Origin of the sequence: Aquamicrobium soli (assembly GCF_042646345.1) — a bacterium.
Classification (GTDB): Bacteria; Pseudomonadota; Alphaproteobacteria; order Rhizobiales; family Rhizobiaceae; genus Mesorhizobium; species Mesorhizobium soli_A.
The window spans coordinates 112420-126660 of sequence record NZ_JBHRTK010000014.1 but is presented as its reverse complement, the minus strand read 5'-3'; the positions used below and the strand labels follow the sequence as shown (position 1 = coordinate 126660).

The 14241-nt window shown below is 66.1% G+C and carries 15 protein-coding genes and 1 pseudogene; 8 read left to right on the top strand and 8 right to left on the bottom strand.

All coding sequences use genetic code 11. The features are described from left to right. The 4 genes and pseudogenes from ACFOHJ_RS15470 to ACFOHJ_RS15455 form a co-directional block, all read left to right on the top strand. A pseudogene (locus tag ACFOHJ_RS15470) lies at positions 1-704 on the top strand (cytochrome c biogenesis protein DipZ); the annotation flags it as partial. Positions 705-916: 212 nt separating this feature from the next. After that, on the top strand, positions 917-1621 hold the full coding sequence (locus ACFOHJ_RS15465) for a M24 family metallopeptidase (RefSeq protein ID WP_378221965.1): 705 nt from the start codon (positions 917-919) through the stop codon (positions 1619-1621). A gap of 64 nt (positions 1622-1685) precedes the next feature. Beyond that, positions 1686-2600 carry a LysR family transcriptional regulator gene (locus ACFOHJ_RS15460; RefSeq protein ID WP_378221963.1) on the top strand — a complete coding sequence of 305 codons (915 nt, stop codon included), beginning with the start codon at positions 1686-1688 and terminating at the stop codon, positions 2598-2600. Between the two features lie 163 nt (positions 2601-2763). Continuing rightward, positions 2764-3966, top strand: coding sequence for an NAD-dependent formate dehydrogenase (locus ACFOHJ_RS15455; protein WP_378221961.1), 1203 nt, complete (start codon positions 2764-2766; stop codon positions 3964-3966). An 81-nt stretch (positions 3967-4047) separates the two neighbouring features. On the opposite strand, the gene ACFOHJ_RS15450 is transcribed toward ACFOHJ_RS15455, so the two are convergent. The 3 genes from ACFOHJ_RS15450 to ACFOHJ_RS15440 are packed head-to-tail and all read right to left on the bottom strand — an operon-like array spanning position 4048 to position 6561. Beyond that, on the bottom strand, positions 4048-4182 hold the full coding sequence (locus ACFOHJ_RS15450) for a DUF2474 family protein (protein ID WP_378221960.1): 135 nt from the start codon (positions 4180-4182) through the stop codon (positions 4048-4050). Further along, positions 4163-5161, bottom strand: coding sequence for a cytochrome d ubiquinol oxidase subunit II (gene cydB / locus ACFOHJ_RS15445; protein WP_378221959.1), 999 nt, complete (start codon positions 5159-5161; stop codon positions 4163-4165). Before cydB ends, ACFOHJ_RS15450 begins: the two co-directional genes overlap by 20 nt. Further along, positions 5158-6561: a cytochrome ubiquinol oxidase subunit I gene (locus ACFOHJ_RS15440; RefSeq protein ID WP_378221957.1), complete on the bottom strand. Its 1404-nt coding sequence runs from the start codon at positions 6559-6561 to the stop codon at positions 5158-5160. The genes cydB and ACFOHJ_RS15440 overlap by 4 nt, the downstream gene beginning before the upstream one ends. Positions 6562-6843: 282 nt before the next feature. Here ACFOHJ_RS15440 and ACFOHJ_RS15435 point away from each other — a divergent pair, with 282 nt between their 5' ends. The 3 genes from ACFOHJ_RS15435 (at position 6844) to ACFOHJ_RS15425 (ending at position 9394) form a co-directional block, all read left to right on the top strand. Continuing rightward, positions 6844-7464, top strand: coding sequence for a peroxiredoxin (locus ACFOHJ_RS15435; protein WP_378221955.1), 621 nt, complete (start codon positions 6844-6846; stop codon positions 7462-7464). Continuing rightward, a complete protein-coding gene (locus tag ACFOHJ_RS15430) occupies positions 7461-7856 on the top strand; it encodes an ArsR/SmtB family transcription factor (RefSeq protein WP_378221954.1) in 396 nt (131 codons plus the stop codon). The genes ACFOHJ_RS15435 and ACFOHJ_RS15430 overlap by 4 nt, the downstream gene beginning before the upstream one ends. A gap of 86 nt (positions 7857-7942) precedes the next feature. Continuing rightward, complete coding sequence (locus ACFOHJ_RS15425) at positions 7943-9394, top strand: bifunctional metallophosphatase/5'-nucleotidase (protein WP_378221952.1); 1452 nt, start codon at positions 7943-7945, stop codon at positions 9392-9394. Positions 9395-9440: 46 nt separating this feature from the next. On the opposite strand, the gene ACFOHJ_RS15420 is transcribed toward ACFOHJ_RS15425, so the two are convergent. From ACFOHJ_RS15420 to blh, 5 genes are all read right to left on the bottom strand, one after another. After that, positions 9441-9794 (bottom strand): carboxymuconolactone decarboxylase family protein, encoded by a 354-nt coding sequence (locus ACFOHJ_RS15420; protein WP_378221950.1) that lies wholly within the window; start codon positions 9792-9794, stop codon positions 9441-9443. A gap of 75 nt (positions 9795-9869) precedes the next feature. After that, positions 9870-10649, bottom strand: coding sequence for a sulfite exporter TauE/SafE family protein (locus ACFOHJ_RS15415; RefSeq protein WP_378221948.1), 780 nt, complete (start codon positions 10647-10649; stop codon positions 9870-9872). Between the two features lie 5 nt (positions 10650-10654). After that, positions 10655-11083, bottom strand: a complete 429-nt coding sequence (locus ACFOHJ_RS15410) for a DUF6691 family protein (RefSeq protein ID WP_378221946.1) — start codon at positions 11081-11083, stop codon at positions 10655-10657. Beyond that, complete coding sequence (locus ACFOHJ_RS15405) at positions 11080-11499, bottom strand: YeeE/YedE family protein (RefSeq protein ID WP_378221944.1); 420 nt, start codon at positions 11497-11499, stop codon at positions 11080-11082. Before ACFOHJ_RS15405 ends, ACFOHJ_RS15410 begins: the two co-directional genes overlap by 4 nt. After that, positions 11499-12812, bottom strand: coding sequence for a bifunctional sulfur transferase/dioxygenase Blh (gene blh / locus ACFOHJ_RS15400; RefSeq protein WP_378221942.1), 1314 nt, complete (start codon positions 12810-12812; stop codon positions 11499-11501). The genes ACFOHJ_RS15405 and blh overlap by 1 nt, the downstream gene beginning before the upstream one ends. A gap of 83 nt (positions 12813-12895) precedes the next feature. Between blh and ACFOHJ_RS15395 the strand changes: the two genes are divergently transcribed. Further along, positions 12896-14158 (top strand): NAD(P)/FAD-dependent oxidoreductase, encoded by a 1263-nt coding sequence (locus tag ACFOHJ_RS15395; RefSeq protein WP_378221941.1) that lies wholly within the window; start codon positions 12896-12898, stop codon positions 14156-14158. Positions 14159-14241: the final 83 nt, after the last annotated feature.

Sequence of the window (14241 nt, the reverse complement as noted above, 5' to 3'; positions counted from 1 at the left end):
ATCTCGGCGTCACCTATCCTGTCGCCATCGACAATGACTACGCGATCTGGAACGCCTTCAACAACCAGTACTGGCCCGCCCACTATTTCATCGACGCCGAAGGCCGCATCCGCCACCACCATTTCGGCGAGGGCGAATATGCCGGCTCGGAGCATGTCATCCAGCAATTGCTCGCGGAGGCCAACGGCAAGCCGGTGGCCAGCAGCGTCGTCGAGGTGAAAGCGACCGGGGCGGAAGCCGCCGCCGACATGAACGACGTCCAATCGCCCGAAACCTATATCGGCTACGAACGGGCTGAGAATTTCATCTCGGATGGCGGGGCGGTGCAGGACGCGGCACACGCTTACTCAGTCGGTACCCCGGAGCTTAATCAATGGGGGCTTTCCGGCCAGTGGACCGTTCATGGCGAGGAAGCGACGCTGGACGCGGCGGATGGCGGCATCACCTACCGCTTCCATGCGCGCGACCTGCATCTGGTGCTCGGCCCGTCACCTGACGGCAAACCGGTCCGCTTTCGCGTGACCGTCGACGGCAAGGCGCCGGGAGAAGACCATGGCGTCGACACGGACGCGGATGGCAACGGCACGGTGGGCGGGCAGCGCCTCTATCAGCTCGTTCGCCAGAAAGGCCCGGTGAGGGATCGGACTTTCGAGATCAGGTTCCTCGACCCCGGCGTGCAAGCCTACTCCTTCACTTTCGGATGAGAGCCGCCTGCTGCGACTGCGTAGCCACCGCGAAGCGACGACGGTCGTTGGGAAGGCCGCGGCAGCGTTCCGCCCTTCCACGATCTCAAGTATCTAGATCTGGTCCACCAAGCACGCGTCGGGAATGTCAAGAAGACTGCTGCGACGGCCAAGGCTTGAGGCTGCGGTTCACTCACTGTATTCAGAAGAATACAACGAGCGGAGGCGACGAGATGGAACAAGCGGCCGTTGGCGCCGACGAAGCTGCCCGCACCGAGGCATTGCGGGGCGCCGAACGCATGGCGCTCAGCCTCCTGGATGCGATAGAGGACGCCGGGTTCATCAAGGCCGGCCGCACTGAGCGGGAAATCGAGCAGGACATCCGCGCGCTGGCCCGGGAACAGTTCGGGATCGAACGCGACTGGCACAAGCGCATCGTGCGCGCGGGGATCAACACGCTCTCCGTCGCCGCCGACAACCCGCCGGTCCGCGTGGTGGGCGACGACGACATGGTCTTCCTGGACCTCGGGCCCGTACTTGAGGAGTGGGAGGCGGATGTCGGCCGCAGCTACGCCGTCGGCGCCGACCCGCGTAAGCACGCGCTCTGCGCGGAACTGCCGCGCCAGTTTGACATCGTGAAGCGCCATTTCGAGGAGAATCCGTACATATCCGGTGCCGCGCTCTACGCGTTTGCCTGCGCCTCGGCTGAGGCCGCCGGCTGGAAATTCGGCGGCAAGATCGCGGGCCACATCGTGTCGGAATTCCCGCACGCTCGCATCCCCGGGGTGAAGCAGCTCCACCACGTCAGCCCCGAGAACCCGGAGCCGATGCGCAACCGCGACGCCAACGGCCGTGTTCGGCACTGGATCCTGGAAATCCACCTGGTCTCTCCGGACGGCGCGTTCGGTGGCTTCTACGAGAGGCTTCTGGAGGGTTAGCAGCGCCAGAGGAGAACGGGGCATCCGACCTAAATGAAACCAACCCAACCTCGGCTACCGTCCCATGCTCCTCCGACATCTCTCCTTCTTCGTCACGCTCGCGGAGGAAAAGCACTTCAAGAAGGCTGCAGAAGCTTGCAACATCACGCAGCCGACGCTGTCGGCAGCGATCCGCAAGCTCGAGGAGGATCTCGGGGTCACGCTGATCGTCCGTGGCCATCGCTACCTCGGGCTGACGCCTGAGGGCGACAAGGCGCTCGCTTGGGGGCGGCAGATCCTCACCGACTACGACAGCCTGCGAGACGAACTGCACGGGACGCACAAAGGGCTGGCCGGGACGCTGCGCCTTGGCGTGATACCGGCTGCCATGCCGTCGATCGCATTCCTCACTGAGCGCTTCAGCGAGCGCTTTCCGGACGTGCAGGTGGACATCAGGTCGGTGACGTCGCGTGCCATCCAACGAGGCATCGACGACTTCGCATTCGATGGCGGACTGACCTACCTTGACAACGAGCCGCTCGAGAACGTCGACCGCTTCCAACTCTACCGCGAGCGCTACGTCTTCGTCTGCCAGCCAGACCATCCCTTGGCCGACCGGGAGGCTGTCACGTGGGCTGAGGCGGTGAGAGAGCCGCTCTGCCTGCTCAGCAACGACATGCAGAACCGCCGGATCCTCGACGGGATCGCCGAATCGGCGGGCCTCAAGATCGCCCCGCCGATCGTCAGCGACTCTTTTCTGGCGGTGTGCGCCCACCTGCGCAATGGAATGTGGTGCGGCATCGTCCCCCACACTTTCTTCTACATATTCGGCGGGGCCAGCGGACTTGTCCCGATCAATCTCGTCGAGCCGACGGCAGACCACGCGATCGGCCTGGTGCTGAAAGCGCGCCTGCCGCGATCGCCGATGGTCTCCGCGCTGGTGGCCGCATTGCGCGGCGCGGACTTCGAAGCGCGCTTCAAACAGGCAATGGATAGTTGATAGAAACGCTCTATCGATTATTCGAAACCTTTGATTTGAGGCTGCTTCCGTCGCGTGCGACGGTCGCAGGGCCGAGAAGGCAAACCAAAAACAACCAAGCGCGCGCGAGAAACGACTCCGTGAGGGGCCGGGCATTTCCGCGCGCCCGACGGAGGAAACAGGAATGGCGAAAGTTGTCTGCGTTCTCTACGACGACCCGGTTGGTGGCTATCCAAAGAGCTACCCGCGCGATTCGCTGCCCGTCATCGACCGCTATCCCGACGGGCAAACCTTGCCGACCCCGAAGGCGATCGACTTCGTGCCGGGGAGCCTCCTCGGCAGCGTGTCGGGCGAACTCGGGCTGCGTAAATACCTCGAAGCGAACGGCCACAGCTTCGTTGTCACCACGGACAAGGACGGTCCACGGTCGGCCTTCGAACGGGAGCTGATCGATGCCGACGTCGTCATCTCGCAGCCGTTCTGGCCGGCCTACCTGACGGCGGAGCGCATCGCCAAGGCGAAGAAGCTGAAACTGGCGGTGACCGCCGGCATCGGGTCGGACCATGTAGATCTGCAGGCCGCGATCGACCGGGGCATCACGGTCGCCGAAGTCACCTACTCCAACTCGATCAGCGTCGCCGAGCACGTGGTGATGACCATCCTCAACCTGGTGCGCAACTACACGCCCTCGCACGACTGGGCGGTGAAGGGCGGCTGGAACATCGCCGACTGCGTCGAGCGCTCCTACGACATCGAGGGGATGCATGTGGGAACGGTCGCCGCCGGCCGCATCGGCCTGGGGGTGTTGCGCCGGCTCAAGCCTTTCGGAATGCACCTGCACTACACCGACCGCCACCGGCTGCCGAAGGAAGTCGAAAGGGAACTGGGGCTTGCATGGCATGAGACGCCGCAGGACATGTACCCGGCCTGCGACATCGTTACACTGAACTGCCCGCTTCATCCTGAAACGGAGCACATGATCAACGACAAGACGTTGAAGCTGTTCAAGCGCGGGGCCTACCTGGTCAACACGGCCCGCGGCAAGCTATGCGACCGCGATGCTGTCGCCCGCGCGATCCAGAGTGGCCAGTTGGCGGGGTACGGTGGCGACGTCTGGTTCCCGCAGCCCGCGCCGAAGGACCACCCCTGGCGCGCGATGCCGCACAACGCCATGACCCCGCACATCTCGGGCACCTCTCTCTCGGCGCAAGCGCGCTATGCGGCGGGCACGCGCGAGATCCTCGAGTGCTTCTTCGAGGGCCGTCCAATCCGCGACGAGTATTTGATCGTCGAGGGTGGCAAGCTAGCCGGCGTCGGCGCGCATTCCTACTCGAAGGGCGACGCCACCGGCGGCTCGGAAGAGGCTTCGAAGTTCACGAAAAGCTGAATTGGCCCGATCGGCAGGCGGCAAGCGAGCAGCGCCGGCCGCCTGCCGGCATCATCAGCGATTTGAAAGGTCTCCGGAGCCTCACTGGCCCAAGATCAGCCGGATGGCGAGCGCGACCAAGGCGAGAGCAAGCACACTCGCGGCCCAGATGCCGGCGAACCAGGCCAGCCGCTTCGAGACGCCGCCACGAGCAGCGTCAGTGGTATCCAGCTTCATCGACCTTCCCCCGGAAGACCCAGTAGGCCCAGATCGTGTAGGCGAGGATGATTGGGACAAGCAGAACCGCGCCGATCAGCATGAAGGCCTGGCTGCGCTCCGGCGCCGCCGCCTCCCAGATGGTGACGCGGCCTGGGATCACATCGGGGTAAATGGAAATGCCGAGCCCCGTCATCGACAGACCGAACAAGACGAGCGTCATGAGGAAGGGCAGCCAGTCCCGAGCGCGGGAAAGCCCTCTCCAGAGGACAAACGCGGCGATCGCGACGAGGATCGGCATTTGCGCGGCCGCGAGAACACCCGGCCACCCGAACCAGCGTTCGTAGTATCGGCCTTCGAGAAACGGGGTAGCGGCGCTGACGCAGGCGATCGCGACGACGAGCGCCACGACAAGCGGGCGCGCCAGGCGGCGCGCGTGCGCCTGCGTCGCGCCATCGGTCTTCCAGATGAGCCAGCCAGCGCCGAGCAAAGCGTAGCCGACGACGAGGCTCGCGCCGGTCAGGAGAGTGAATGGCGTGAGCCAATCCCACCAGCCGCCTGCGTACCCTCGACCCTCGACGTGGACGCCCTGCAAGAGGGCTCCGAGCGTCATGCCCTGGGCGAAGGCCGCAAAGAGCGACCCGGCGCAGAATGCGGCGTCCCAGATCCAGCGGTGGTTCGGGTCGCGCCAGCGGAATTCGAAGGCGACGCCCCGGAAAACGAGACCGAGCAGCATGGCGATCATCGGCGCGTAGAGAGCTGGAAGGATGATCGCGTAGGCGAGGGGAAACGCCGCCATGAGCCCCCCGCCGCCGAGCACCAGCCAGGTCTCGTTGCCGTCCCAGACGGGCGCGATGCTGTTCATCGCACGGTCGCGTTCCTCCCCGACCCGGAAGGTCGGGAAGAGGATGCCGATGCCGAGGTCGAAGCCGTCCATCACCACGTAGGCAGCGACGGCAAAGGCGATGATGGCCGCCCAGACGACCGTGAGATCGATCATGGCGACGCGCTCCCCTCGATGGCCGGCGCCGGCGTGATTCCGGCGGCGCGGACGGGCGTGCCGCCCGAGGGGTCCGCGGTCTCATGCGGCTGCGGCGGCTTCGCCATGAGCTTCAGGATGTAGAAGACGCCAGCTCCGAACACCGCGCAATAGACGACAACGAAAGCGAGCAGCGAGGCAGCGACGGCCGGGGCGTGCAAGGGAGCGGACGACTGGGCGGTGCGCAGCAAGCCGTAGACCGTGTATGGCTGTCGTCCCGCCTCGGTCGTGACCCAGCCGGCGATGACCGCGACGAACCCGCTCGGTCCCATCACAATCGCTGCGCGATGCAGCCACACCCACTCATAGAGGCGCTTTCGATGGCGCGCGAGCAAGCTCCACAGCCCGAGCCCGAGCATCGAGAAACCGAGGCCGACCATGATCCGGAAAGCCCAGAACACGACGCCGACGGGCGGCTGCCGGTCTTCGGGCACAGTGTCGAGGCCCGCGAGCGGCCCGTCGGGATCGTGCTTGAGAATGAGCGAGGAGGCCTTGGGGATTTCGATTGCGTAGTCGACCCGCTTCTTCGCGCTGTCGGGAATGCCGAACAGGATCAGCGGCGCGCCGTGGGGATGGCTCTGGTAGTGGCCCTCCATGGCCATGACCTTCGCCGGCTGGTATTCGAGCGTGTTGAGGCCTTGCTGGTCGCCCGCGAGGATCTGGATGGGCGCGACGATAGCCGCCATCCACATCGCCATCGAGAACATCTTTCGGGCGCCCAGGTTGGTCCTGTCTTTCAGAAGGTGCCAAGCGCCGACGCCGCCCACGACGAAAGCCGTCGTGAGATACGAGGCGATCACGGTGTGCACGAGGCGATATGGGAAGCTGGGATTGAAGATGATCGCCCACCAGCTCGGGCCGGGCAGGAACTGGCCGTTGGCGCCGATCTGGTAGCCGGCCGGCGTCTGCATCCAGCTGTTGGCCGAGAGAATCCAGAAGGCGGAAATGAGCGTGCCGAGCCCGACCATGCAAGTCGCGAGGAAATGCAGCCGCGGCCCAACCTTGTTGATGCCGAACAGCATGACGCCGAGGAAGCCGGCCTCGAGGAAGAACGCGGTTAGGACCTCGTAGGCCATCAGCGGCCCGATGACGGGCCCGGTCTTGTCGGAGAATACCGACCAGTTGGTGCCGAACTGGTAGGACATCACGATGCCCGAGACGACACCCATGCCGAAGACGACGGCGAAGACCTTGACCCAGTAGCGGAACAGGTTGGCGTAGACGCCCTCGCCGGTCCGCAGCCAGAGGGCTTCGAGGACCATGAGGTAGCTCGCCAGGCCGATGGTGAAGGACGGGAAGATGAAGTGGAAGCTGACTGTAAAGGCGAACTGGAATCGGGCGAGGAGCAGGGCGTCGGGCATCGTTGCTGCATTCGGTTAATCAGGACGAGGGCGCTCGTGCCGGCGAGCAGACGGAGCGAACCAGTCCGCCAGGGCGTGATGGTCACATCACACCACACCGCAAATCGCACGGCATTTGGCGCCCGCTCCGAAACGCCGTCTGCCAGCGAGAGGTATCGACCCGAGCGCCATCACTTGTCACTTACTGGTTTCTTGAACTATGTAATCTTGTAAGCGTGTTGCGTCAACCCGACGACCGTGCGACACGTTCTGCAACTGAGAGTACCCAGGATTTCTGCTTCCATGACCGACGCGACGCTCCGCCCTCCGCCCGCCGCCCTTCGCATGGGCGACGCCGCTCCCGACTTCGAGGCCCGCTCCACTAAAGGTCCGGTCCGGCTCTCCGACTTCCGGGGTCGCTGGCTGGTGTTCTTCTCGCACCCCGCGGACTTCACGCCGGTGTGCACGACCGAGTTCGTCGCGCTGGCCAAGGCCCACGATCGCTTCGTCGCGATGGGTTGCGCGCTCGTGGGGCTCTCAGTGGACAGCCTCTACGCGCACCTGGCCTGGACGCGGGCGATCCGCGAGCTCTTCTCGGTCGAGATCCCGTTTCCGGTCATCGAGGACCCGTCGATGGCGGTTGGCCGGACGTACGGGATGCTCGACGAGACGGCCGAGAGCAGCGCAGGCGTCAGGGCGACGTACTTCATCGATCCGAAAGGCGTCATCCGCGCGATCACGCACTACCCTTTGACGATGGGCCGGTCGATCGACGAGATGGTGCGGATGGTGGCCGCGCTGCAGGCGTCGTACTCCGGCGAGAGGCTGGCCCCCGCCGATTGGCAGCCGGGGCAACCCCTGCTTTTTCCCGCCGACGAGAAGGCGCAGCAGGAGCCCGACTGGTTTTGCCGGAGCGCGGCATGAAAGCCTTGTGGCAGTCCCGCGAGCAGGCCGACTACGCTGGCGACAAACTGCGGAAGTTTGCCCAGCCGCAGCGGCTGATGATCCTGTCCCTTCTTCTGGAGGGGGAGAAGTCCGTCACGGAAATCGACGTGGCGACCGGGATCGGCCAGCCGGCGCTCAGCCAGCAGCTGGCGGAGCTCCGCAAGGCCGAGCTGGTGACGACGCGGCGGCAGGCGAAACAGGTCTACTACAGCCTGGCCGACGAGTCGGTCGTCCTCTGCGTCCGCAGCATCGAGGCGGTGTTCGGCGCCGGCGACCCGGAGCGCGCGCTCCTCAACCTGGTCAGGCCGGTGCCGCGGCCCGAGCGCAACGGCGTCGTGCACGGCGCGGCGAATTTCGCACGGGTCCGCTGAGCGGTCCGGGTGCCTTAAGCCGCCCTTAAGCTGGCGCGCCAACCACTCCACCCCCGGGTCCCGAACTGCCCGGAAGGAATGGGCACATGGGCGCGGCATCGAAGCGGACAGTCACTCTACTGCAGATCAACGACACGCACGGCTACCTCGAGCCGCACCCCGAGCTGGTGTGGGATGGCGCGACGCCAAAGTTTCCGACGCTCGGCGGCTACGCGCGGATCGCAGCGTATTTCGAGCGGGTCCGGGCGGAGCGTCCGGGCGCCGTCGTCGCGCTCGACAACGGCGACACATTCCACGGCACCCATGCCGCCGTCGCCTCGAAGGGGGAGGCGCTGGTTCCCCTGACCAACGCGCTCGGGCTCGACGCGATGACCGCCCACTGGGAGTTCGCGTGGGGGCCTGCGCATTTTCAGGCGCTGGCCGCACGTCTCGACTACCCGGTCCTGGCGATCAACTGCTACGAGTTGGAGAGCGGGCGACGCCCATTCGCTCCGTCGCGCGTCGTCGAGCGGGGCGGGCTGAGGATCGGGATCGTCGGCATCGCGGCGACCATCATTGACAAGACGATGCCGCCGCACTTCAGCGAGGGGCTGCGCTTCACGGACGGCGACAAGGAATTGCCGGACGAGATCCGCAGGCTTCGGGAAGACGAGGGCGCCAAGCTGGTTGTCGTGCTCTCCCACCTCGGCCTGCCGCAGGACATCAAGCTCGCCGGAATGGTCGAAGGCATCGACGTGGTGTTGAGCGGCCACACCCACGACCGCCTCGAGCGGCCGATTGTCGCCAACGGCGCGGTCATCATCCAGTCCGGCTGTCACGGCTCCTTCGTCGGCAGGCTGGACCTCAACATCGAGCGCGGCGAGGTCAAGGTGGAACGGCACGAGCTCGTCGCGATGGATGACAGGATCGAGCTCGACCCGAAGATGCACGCGCTCGTCGAAGGCGTTGTCGGCCCGGCGCGAGACAAGCTGGCCGCCCGGGTCGGCCACGTGGACGCCGCGCTGCACCGGAACACCATGCTCGACTGCCCGATGGACGACCTGCTGCTGGCGGCGCTTTGCCAGGCATCCGGACGGACGATCGCGTTCTCGAACGGCTGGCGATACGGCGCGCCGGTCCCACCGGGGCCAGTCTCGCTGAACGATCTCTGGAACATCATCCCGGTCAATCCGCCTGTCATGACGGTGACGCTGACGGGCGCGGAAATCCGGACGATGATGGAGCAGAACCTGCGGCGGACGTTCTCCCCCGACCCGTTCGAGCAGAGAGGCGGCTACGTGAAGCGCTTCTGCGGGCTGACGATCCTTGCCAAGATCGAGAACCCGGTCGGCTACCGCGTCTCTGAGATCTTCGCCGGCGGTGCGAAGCTCGATCCAGGAGCCTCCTACGATGCAGCCTTCGTCACCGCGCAGGGCGTGCCCGCCCAGTTCGGCCGGGACCGCCGGCAGACGTCCGTGACGGCCATCGAGGCCCTGCAGGCATACCTGGAAAACCCGCAAGAGGGTGTAGCGATTCCCGGCCGCATCGTCGTGTTCTGACATCCGCTGCGGCCCGGCCCGGCGCTCGTGAGACCCGCAGAGAGATCTAGGCTGCGGGTTTGGCGGAGAGCTGGTCGAACGCCTCGATGGCGTGCGCCGCGTACATCACGGACGGTCCGGCGCCCATGTAGACCGCCATCGCCAGTGTCTCGCTGATCTCCTCGCGGCTGGCGCCGGCCTTCACCGCGCCCTCCATGTGGTAGGCGATGCAGGGCTGGCAGCGGATCGCGACGCTGATCGCCAGCGCGATCAGTTCCTTGGGTTTGCTCTCCAGCGCGCCGCCGGCATGCGCCGCGCGCGCCATGTCCGAGAATGACTTCATCACGTCGGGCGTCGCCTGCCGGAGCGTCTTGACGCCGCCGTTCATGTTGTCGATCAGGTCTTTCCAGTTCTCGATCATTGCAGTGTCCTTTGGCGTGAAGTGGAAGTGGCGAGTACGTGTTGCGTGGTTTCGAAAAGCGACGGCAGGGGATGCTCAGTGCAGGAAGGCGCCGGCGCTGCGGTAGAGCACATAGGCCGCGACGACGAAGATCAGGCCTGCGAAGATCCGGTTGAGCGTGTTCTTGCCGGATGACAGGCGGTTGGCGAGCAGCATGCCGAGGATGCCGCCGATGACGCCGCCCGCGATGAACTCAATGGCGATCGGCCAGTCGACAAGACCCGACGCCGCGTAGTTGAGGGCCGTCGCCAAGCCGAAGCTGCCGACGGCGAGGAGCGAGGAGCCGATGGCGTTGATCATCGGCATGCCGGTGGCGAGGATCAGCGCCGGCACGATCAGGAAGCCGCCGCCGATGCCGAAGAAGCCGGAGGCCATGCCGGTGACGAAGGCGATCGCGGCCGTGATGAGGCAGGTCCGGAAATCGGCAAGACGCTCGGGCGCTGCCGCCTCCCGTCTCGGCCGGAGCATCAGCGCGCCGACGACGAGCATGAGAATGCCGAAGAGGAAGAGAAGGCGCTGGCCGTCGACCAGCTTGCCGATCGTTGATCCGGCGAGCGCGCCGAGCGTGCCGACGGCGGCGAACACGATCGCGCAGCGCCAGCGGACGTTGCCGCTCCGCGCATGGCCGACGAGGTTGGCGAAGGCGTTGACCGTGACGGCGAGCGCGCTGGTGCCGATCGCGATGTGCGGCTGCGCCACGCCGACGACGTAGAGCAGAAGCGGTGTGGCGAGGATCGATCCCCCGCCGCCGATCAGGCCGAGCGAGAAGCCGACCAGTCCGCCGGACAGAAGCGCCGGTCCGAGGGAATACAGCATTTCGATCATCCCCTCGAGACGGCGAAGCGGTCGTGGACGACCATCCCGACGAGCATGGCGGCGACGAAGACCACGGCCGGTGTGAGCCCGAGCGAGAGCGATGCGATGGCGGGGCCGGGACAGAATCCGACGAGCCCCCAGCCGACGCCGAAGAGCGCCGAGCCGACGACGAGGGGGCGATCGATTACAGTCTTGGTCGGGACGTGAAGCCGGCTGTCGAGCAGCGGCTTGTCAAAGGCGAGCGCCAGTCTGTAGCCGAGGAATGCGACCAGGACGCCGGCGCCGAGCACGAAGACCAGGCTCGGGTCCCAGGCGCCGGCGACGTCGAGGAAGGCCTGGACCTTCGCCGGATTGAGCATCCCGGAGATCGCGAGGCCGAGACCGAACAGGAGGCCGGCTGCAAGCGCCACGAGGAAACGCAGCACAGCTCTCACAGCGAACCTCCGTGATGCGCCGCCAGCACGGTCAGGACCGCTGTCCCGAGAAAAATCGACACCGCGACGAGGGACCGGGGCGACAGGCGCGCCATCCCGCAGATGCCGTGGCCGGAGGTGCAGCCCGAGCCCATGCGCGTGCCGAAGCCGACCAGGAGGCCGGCGACGATCAGCACCGGCCAAGCGGCCGAGATTTGCACCAGCGGTTCTCTGCCAAACAGAAAGAAATAGGCGAGCGGGCCGAGAAGAAGGCCACCGACGAAAGCGATGTCCTGGCCGAAGCGTTCGCTCTTCCTGCCGAGTATGCCGCCGACGATGCCGCTGATGCCGGCGATGCGGCCGTTCAGCAGCATGAGGAGGCTGGCGGACAGGCCGATCAGCGCGCCGCCAAGAGCGGCAGCAAGATAGGCCCCCATCACCATGCGGCCGCCGACAAAGCATTCAGCGGGATCTTGAGGTAGCGCCTGCCGTTGCTCTCGGGGTCTGGAAGCCGGCCGCCGTTGATGTTCACCTGCAGCGCCGAGAGGATCAGCTTCGGCATCGGCAGGGTGGCGTCGCGCGCCTCGCGCAATGCAATGAAGCTCGCTTCGGTCTGTCCGGCGACATGCGGATTGGAGCGCTTCTGCTCGGCGACAGTGCTCTCCCACAAGGGCTCGCGGCCGCCCGGCTGGTAGTCATGGCCGGTGAAGACGCGCGTCCCGTCCGGGAGCGCGAGGATGGCTTGAATCGATTGCCAGAGGACCTTGGCGCTGCCGCCGGGGAAGTCGGCGCGGGCCGTGCCGGAATCAGGCATGAACAGCGTGTCGTGTACGAAGGCGGCGTCGCCCACCACGTAGGTGATGGAGGCGAGCGTATGCCCCGGCGAGAACATGACCCTCGCGTCGAGCGAGCCGATCTTGAAGGTATCGCCGTCATTGAACAGGCGATCCCACTGACGGCCGTCTGCGGGGAAGTCCGGCCAGTTGTAGATGCCCTTCCATAGCGCCTGGACGTCGACGACGTGCGCGCCGATCGCGGTCGGGGCGCCGGCCTTCTCCTTCAGGTAGGCAGCTGCGGAGAAGTGGTCGGCGTGCGGGTGGGTGTCGAGGATCCATTCGAGCGCGAGGCCTTCCGCAGCGATGTAGGCGAGGATTGCGTCGGCCTGCTCGGTCTTCGTCGATCCGGACTTCTCGTCGTAGTCGAGGACGGGATCGACGACGGCGCATTTTTGCGTCGCCGGATCGCTGACGACGTACTGGATGCTGCCGGTGCGCGCCTCGTAGAAGCCTTTCACCATCGGCTTCGCTTGCGCCCGGCGTGTGGGGCGGTTCGCGGCGAGCCAGGTGCGCGCGGCCTCCGGCTTGATGCCGATCCGGGTCGCCGTGGCGATCAGCTTGTCGTCGCTGAAGCCCGCCACGTCGGCGTCTCCGGCGAGGATCCACATGTAGAAGGCCCGGGCGCCGGAGCGGCAGTGCGCGAGAACCGGGCCGTCGGACGCAACGATCGCCTCGGCGAAGCGGCGCACGTCATCCTTGGTCATCGACGTGCTGGTGACGGGGATGTGGACGTAAGAGAGGCCGACCGCTTTGGCGGCTGCGGCCTCCGCGTCCGTCCCCGGCTGCGCGGCGTCTTCCCCGTCGGGCCGGTTGTTGATGACGGTCCTGAAGCCAAGGCGCTTCAGCTCAGCGAAATCCCCAGCCCCGAGCTGCCCCGCGACCGAAAACTTCTCCGTGACGGGAATGGGTTTCATGGAACCTCTCCTTGACGCTGGCTGTTATCGATTACATAGTTACGTATAATCAGATGTGAAAATCTGCAAGTAGGAGGAGCGTCATGGAAGCTGCGGCCCAGAAGCACATCGCAGCCGTGCCCGATCTGAAGCACCGGGTGGTGATCGTCGGCGGCGGCGCGGCCGGGATCACGGTCGCCGCCGAGCTGAAGCGGCACGACGCCCGCCTCGACGTCGCGATCGTCGAGCCTGCGGACGTGCACTCCTACCAGCCGGGCTGGACGCTGGTCGGCGCGGGCGTGTTCACCCGCAAGCAGACCGCGCGGGAGGAGCGTTCGCTGATCCCGAGAGGCGTCCAGTGGATCAAGGCCGCGGTCAGCGCCTTCGACCCCGACAGCAATCTCGTCCGGCTGAGCGACGGCCGCGCCGTCGGCTACGACTACCTCGTCGCCTGCCCGGGCCTGAAGATCGACTGGGATGCGATCGCCGGCCTCGATGAAACGCTCGGACGCAACGGCGTGTGCAGCAACTACCGCGCCGACACCGCTGAATACACCTGGCGGCTGATCCGGGAATTCCAGGGCGGCACGGCGCTGTTCACCCAGCCGGCGATGCCGATCAAGTGTGCCGGCGCGCCCCAGAAGATCATGTACCTGATGGCGGACCGCCTGAAACGCCGGGGAAAGCTCTCCGCCTCGACTCTGAAATTCTGCCTGACCGGCGACGCGCTGTTCGGCGTGCCGTTCTTCGTGCCGCCTTTGCAGAAGGCGGTCGACGGCTACGGCATCGAGGTCTGCTACCGCCACACGCTGAAGGCGGTCGACGGGCCGAAGAAGACGGCGCTGTTCGCGGTCGCTGGCAAGGACGGCGCGACCAGCGAGGTCGCAATGCAATTCGACATGATCCATGTCGTGCCGCCGCAGACCGGCCTCGACGTCGTGCGCGCGAGCCCGCTCGCCAACGCCGCCGGCTGGATCGAGGTCGACCCGGCGACGCTTCGGCACGTACGCTACCCCAATGTCTTCTCGCTCGGCGATGCCGCCTCGACGTCTAACGCCAAGACGGCGGCGGCCGTGCGGCTGCAGGCGCCGGTGGCGGTCGCCAACCTGCAGGCGACCATGTCCGGCAAGCCGATGCCGAAAGCCTATGACGGCTACGGCTCCTGTCCGCTGACCGTCGCGCTCGGCAAGATCGTGCTGGCGGAATTCGCTTATGGCGGCAAGGTGACGCCGAGCTTCCCCTTCGACCCGCGCGTGCCGCGCCGGAGCATGTGGTACCTGAAGACCAAGTTCCTGCCCTGGCTCTACTGGTCGCACATGCTGAAGGGCGGGACGATCGACATCAAACATCGGGAGCGCGGCTGGTGAAAGGGTCTCCCCCTCCCGACCGCCGCTGCCTTAAGGCTGGCTTAAGGTCCGAGGCGTTCCGCAGACTCGGCCCTCGAAAGGAA

Bases quoted from the DNA above. Each gene is read 5' to 3' on its own strand.
- ACFOHJ_RS15465 (WP_378221965.1), top strand. From the start codon at position 917: ATGGAACAAGCGGCCGTTGGCGCCGACGAAGCTGCCCGCACCGAGGCA.
- ACFOHJ_RS15460 (WP_378221963.1), top strand. From the start codon at position 1,686: ATGCTCCTCCGACATCTCTCCTTCTTCGTCACGCTCGCGGAGGAAAAG.
- ACFOHJ_RS15455 (WP_378221961.1), top strand. From the start codon at position 2,764: ATGGCGAAAGTTGTCTGCGTTCTCTACGACGACCCGGTTGGTGGCTAT.
- ACFOHJ_RS15450 (WP_378221960.1), bottom strand. From the start codon at position 4,182: ATGAAGCTGGATACCACTGACGCTGCTCGTGGCGGCGTCTCGAAGCGG.
- cydB (WP_378221959.1), bottom strand. From the start codon at position 5,161: ATGATCGATCTCACGGTCGTCTGGGCGGCCATCATCGCCTTTGCCGTC.
- ACFOHJ_RS15440 (WP_378221957.1), bottom strand. From the start codon at position 6,561: ATGCCCGACGCCCTGCTCCTCGCCCGATTCCAGTTCGCCTTTACAGTC.
- ACFOHJ_RS15435 (WP_378221955.1), top strand. From the start codon at position 6,844: ATGACCGACGCGACGCTCCGCCCTCCGCCCGCCGCCCTTCGCATGGGC.
- ACFOHJ_RS15430 (WP_378221954.1), top strand. From the start codon at position 7,461: ATGAAAGCCTTGTGGCAGTCCCGCGAGCAGGCCGACTACGCTGGCGAC.
- ACFOHJ_RS15425 (WP_378221952.1), top strand. From the start codon at position 7,943: ATGGGCGCGGCATCGAAGCGGACAGTCACTCTACTGCAGATCAACGAC.
- ACFOHJ_RS15420 (WP_378221950.1), bottom strand. From the start codon at position 9,794: ATGATCGAGAACTGGAAAGACCTGATCGACAACATGAACGGCGGCGTC.
- ACFOHJ_RS15415 (WP_378221948.1), bottom strand. From the start codon at position 10,649: ATGCTGTATTCCCTCGGACCGGCGCTTCTGTCCGGCGGACTGGTCGGC.
- ACFOHJ_RS15405 (WP_378221944.1), bottom strand. From the start codon at position 11,499: ATGGGGGCCTATCTTGCTGCCGCTCTTGGCGGCGCGCTGATCGGCCTG.
- blh (WP_378221942.1), bottom strand. From the start codon at position 12,812: ATGAAACCCATTCCCGTCACGGAGAAGTTTTCGGTCGCGGGGCAGCTC.
- ACFOHJ_RS15395 (WP_378221941.1), top strand. From the start codon at position 12,896: ATGGAAGCTGCGGCCCAGAAGCACATCGCAGCCGTGCCCGATCTGAAG.